This is a genomic window from Pedobacter psychrophilus, assembly GCF_001652725.1.
Lineage (GTDB): Bacteria > Bacteroidota > Bacteroidia > Sphingobacteriales > Sphingobacteriaceae > Pseudopedobacter > Pseudopedobacter psychrophilus.
Map to the genome: position 1 here is coordinate 1 of NZ_LWHJ01000007.1, position 3451 is coordinate 3451.

The following is a 3451-nucleotide window of genomic DNA, read 5'->3' on the forward strand; positions in this document are numbered from 1 at the left end:
TGAACTGCTTTAAGTTATTTCATCACAATTAACTAAATTTATACGGGTAGACAAGTTTTTACTTTCTATGCCATTACAACACAAATTCGCCAATCGTTATAAGGTATTACTACTGAATAGAATATAGAAGTTAATAAAAATAATTACCGACCAAACTGAATGAAGTTTTTTAAAAGTATTTAGTCGAACAAATCGCCCAATTGCATTTTTTGATATACCAATAATTATGAAAAAATTAAATTACCTATGTATACTAATTTCTATTATTGCTTGTAATAACAATATTAAAGAAGAAGAAAATAATATAGTTGTAGATAAAAAACCAGCAATAAACAATCCAGTTTCTAGTCAAAAGATAGATAGTTCAGCATTATATCCATTAAATGGGAAACTCCCATTTGGAAGTATTTATTTGGAGAATCTTGATACTTCATATGGGTGGGATTCTCCTAAATGGGATAATGTTGACCTCTTAAACAGTAATATTTTAGACTATTATCGTATGTTGAATAAACTCAAAGTGATAAGTAAACCAAATATTTTAAAAAAAGAATATTTAAAATTAAAGTTTACAACGCCTTTTATAGACTCAATAACGCATTCAATAGATAGTATACGATATCAATTCGAAAATATTGGTCCTTATGAGTGCTATTATGCACAATTGGAGGACGATTTTATTAAATATCCTGCTGGTTTTTATGACGAAAAACGGCTATGCAAAAAATCTGGGAATTTGATTCTATATAACCCTAAAACACAGGTCGCTAAAATAATCAATATTTTTACAATAATTCAGGAGCCATACGATTATGAGTCTAGAAATTTTTTTATAGGTAAAAATAAAGAGATAAAAATTTTTCAATTTGTGGGAGATGATGGGGGATTAACCGGCTTTTATCAAAACTACAGTATAAAGATATTAGATAACGGAGAAATTAAAATAAAAGAACTAAATCAATAAAAGCAAACTAATAATGGTTTACATCTTCAATTCCGATTTATCAATCTGCAAAAAATCAATTACAAACCGAACGAACTGAATACTAAACCGCTCAACTCGTCTTTTACCGACCGTGACTGACCTAGCAAAACTAAAAAACAAAATTGTTTAAGCCGAAGTGAAGGAAATAATTTAATTGGAAAAATGAACGTTTTTATTTTTCCAATTAAAAACAAAAAACCCAATGCAAATTGACCGAACTAAATTCATAAATTACTGACTAAAATGGATTTGCAAAACGTAATTATCGCAAGAAAAGCAAACGTAACACCTTATAACAGCAAATTTGCACAAAAATAGCTGACGGTGGTTCAACTCAGGTTTTTCGTTAATTATTTAGTCCGGTGCGGTACGACATTGGTTCTGCAAGCAATGCCATTTATGCACAAATTTTCAAAACGTTATAGGAAATCTTACCGAACTGAACTAATAGAAAACTTGAATAATTATAACTAAAAACTGAACAAAATGAAAAGTATCAAAGAGTACAAAGTAGTGATGGCACAAGGAACTGGCAATTTAGAAACGGTAGTCAACTCTCTTATTGCAGAAGGTTGGCAACCTATTGGAGGAGTTTTCATAACTCAAAGTCCTGTAGTCAAAAGAGTTGATAATTATGATGTTGTAGAAACTTTCTCCCATCAAGCTCTTGTGCGGTAACAAAGGATGCCCGTCTCTTGGTACAAATTAATTACGTCTTCTTTACTTTTCAAGTTGTACTTCTTTTGTTTTTTAACTGTTAATTTCATCTCTTTTGTTTTAATTTAAACAAAGATAATTAATATATTTAATCATATTTTACATAGCTAAACACCGAACTATATGGTAAAGAAACCTGCAAACAATGGAAAGAATTGGACTAAAGAAGATACTGAAAAATTAAAAGACTTGGCAAATGGAAATACTCCGACAAGGATTATAGGTCTCAAACTTAAAAGAACAGAAAGTTCTGTTCAAGCAAAGGCTATACAGGAAAAAGTTAGTTTGAACCCTCCGAACCAATCTCCTTACGACAGGAAAGTTTCTGATGCAAAGAAAGGTAAGAAGTAATCTTGTTGAACTCTTTTTTAAGTTCAGCAGACCAAACGAAACCTTTATCGGCTAATTCCGAACCTAATGACATTAATAAATTATATATTCTCTCTTCCATAATAAACAAATATACGTACCGAACTTTATGTATTTTAGGGGTGGTTAGCTAACTTAATTAAATGAATATGAATAAATTTTTAAAATTATTATTAGTAATACCCGTAACTATCTTAGCATACTTGGTTGGCTATCTTGGTGCTTATTACGCTCAATCGTTTTCTATTGGGTTTATGTTGGGTGGGGATATTACTAAAGGTTTTAACGCTTTCTCCCTGCCTTTACTTTGTAGTGGTTTTGGTATGTGGTCAGCAGTGGTTGCTGGTACATTAACTTCGCCACTATCTAAATTAATTATGCTTAGGATTTTCCTATTTGTTTTAATTGTTTTGGTGCTATTAAGCATAATTCCATTATTTACAAAAGCTTTTAATGTTAAACCAATATCTGAAATTATTGGGCTTACAGCAGGTTATTTAATCGCTCGGACAACGATATTTCAAGAGGCTGATAATGAAGAAACAATTGTAGAAATTTAAAGAAAGAAAAAAAATGATAGACTTAAATTTAATCATAAGTTGTGTTTTCCTTATTACTTATGTTGTGGTTTTCCTTTTTCAAAAAAGTGTTATAAAAGGGCAAAAAGAGTTAAATAAAACCTTAACTGACAAAATGCTTGTTTTAGAGAAATTCCAAAACATATTTGATTTAGATAAGTTTGAAAAATACGTAAAAGTTTTAAAAGAAACACACCAACAAGATTTAGACCAAGCCTTTATTGCTAGAACATCTGAAACAGTTAGAGCAGTGGTTAATAAAGCTTATAAAGATTTACCTAAAGAACTTAGTGACAGTTATTACGAACTCTTAAAAGTAACATATATAACAATAATGCAATATGAAAAAGAAACACAAGAAATGATGTTAATGCTTATGCCTATTAATGAGGAAATGATTAGAGATTTAATGGCTTCTGGCAGGATACCACATAAGCCTTAGCTTTATTATAACTATCAATACTGTCAATCCCGTATTCTAAAATAAAGCTAAAGTAATCATCAAAATCTTCATTGGTAATTGGGACTGACCCTACATTAGGTGCGACCTTACATTGTGGACAGGAAAAAGACTTCCTATAACAACAAATTTGTGAAATAATGGGTGTTGTGCTTTTAACTTCTTTCATCTTTTCTATTTAGTTTTGTGGTGGTACGAAGATGTGTTTCGGGGTTAATCCCATTTCTTCACAAATTCGCCAAACGTTAGCGGAAATAGTTCGACCTAGACAAACTTCTAAAAACCACTTATTTTAATTTTGAAGAATAAAAAATTGTATCTTTGTATGGAAACAATTTGTAT

At 30.3% G+C, this 3451-nt stretch carries 5 protein-coding genes; all 5 read left to right on the forward strand.

From position 1 onward, the window contains the following. Nucleotides 1-226: 226 nt before the first annotated feature. The 5 genes from A5893_RS00370 to A5893_RS00390 all read left to right on the forward strand — a co-directional run bounded on the left by A5893_RS00370 (nt 227) and on the right by A5893_RS00390 (nt 3091). Nucleotides 227-964: a hypothetical protein gene (locus A5893_RS00370; RefSeq protein ID WP_068820558.1), complete on the forward strand. Its 738-nt coding sequence runs from the start codon at nt 227-229 to the stop codon at nt 962-964. A gap of 537 nt (nt 965-1501) precedes the next feature. Next, complete coding sequence (locus A5893_RS00375; protein WP_198342230.1) at nt 1502-1663, forward strand: hypothetical protein; 162 nt, start codon at nt 1502-1504, stop codon at nt 1661-1663. Nucleotides 1664-1825: 162 nt separating this feature from the next. After that, nucleotides 1826-2053: a hypothetical protein gene (locus tag A5893_RS00380; RefSeq protein WP_068820560.1), complete on the forward strand. Its 228-nt coding sequence runs from the start codon at nt 1826-1828 to the stop codon at nt 2051-2053. 167 nt (nt 2054-2220) lie between these two features. Next, nucleotides 2221-2631, forward strand: a complete 411-nt coding sequence (locus tag A5893_RS00385) for a hypothetical protein (protein ID WP_157687321.1) — start codon at nt 2221-2223, stop codon at nt 2629-2631. A gap of 13 nt (nt 2632-2644) precedes the next feature. Continuing rightward, the gene (locus A5893_RS00390) at nt 2645-3091 is read left to right on the forward strand and encodes a hypothetical protein (protein ID WP_068820562.1); all 447 of its coding nucleotides are present in this window, start codon (nt 2645-2647) and stop codon (nt 3089-3091) included. Nucleotides 3092-3451: the final 360 nt, after the last annotated feature.

Bases quoted from the DNA above. Each gene is read 5' to 3' on its own strand.
- A5893_RS00370 (WP_068820558.1), top strand. From the start codon at position 227: ATGAAAAAATTAAATTACCTATGTATACTAATTTCTATTATTGCTTGT.
- A5893_RS00375 (WP_198342230.1), top strand. From the start codon at position 1,502: ATGGCACAAGGAACTGGCAATTTAGAAACGGTAGTCAACTCTCTTATT.
- A5893_RS00380 (WP_068820560.1), top strand. From the start codon at position 1,826: ATGGTAAAGAAACCTGCAAACAATGGAAAGAATTGGACTAAAGAAGAT.
- A5893_RS00385 (WP_157687321.1), top strand. From the start codon at position 2,221: ATGAATAAATTTTTAAAATTATTATTAGTAATACCCGTAACTATCTTA.
- A5893_RS00390 (WP_068820562.1), top strand. From the start codon at position 2,645: ATGATAGACTTAAATTTAATCATAAGTTGTGTTTTCCTTATTACTTAT.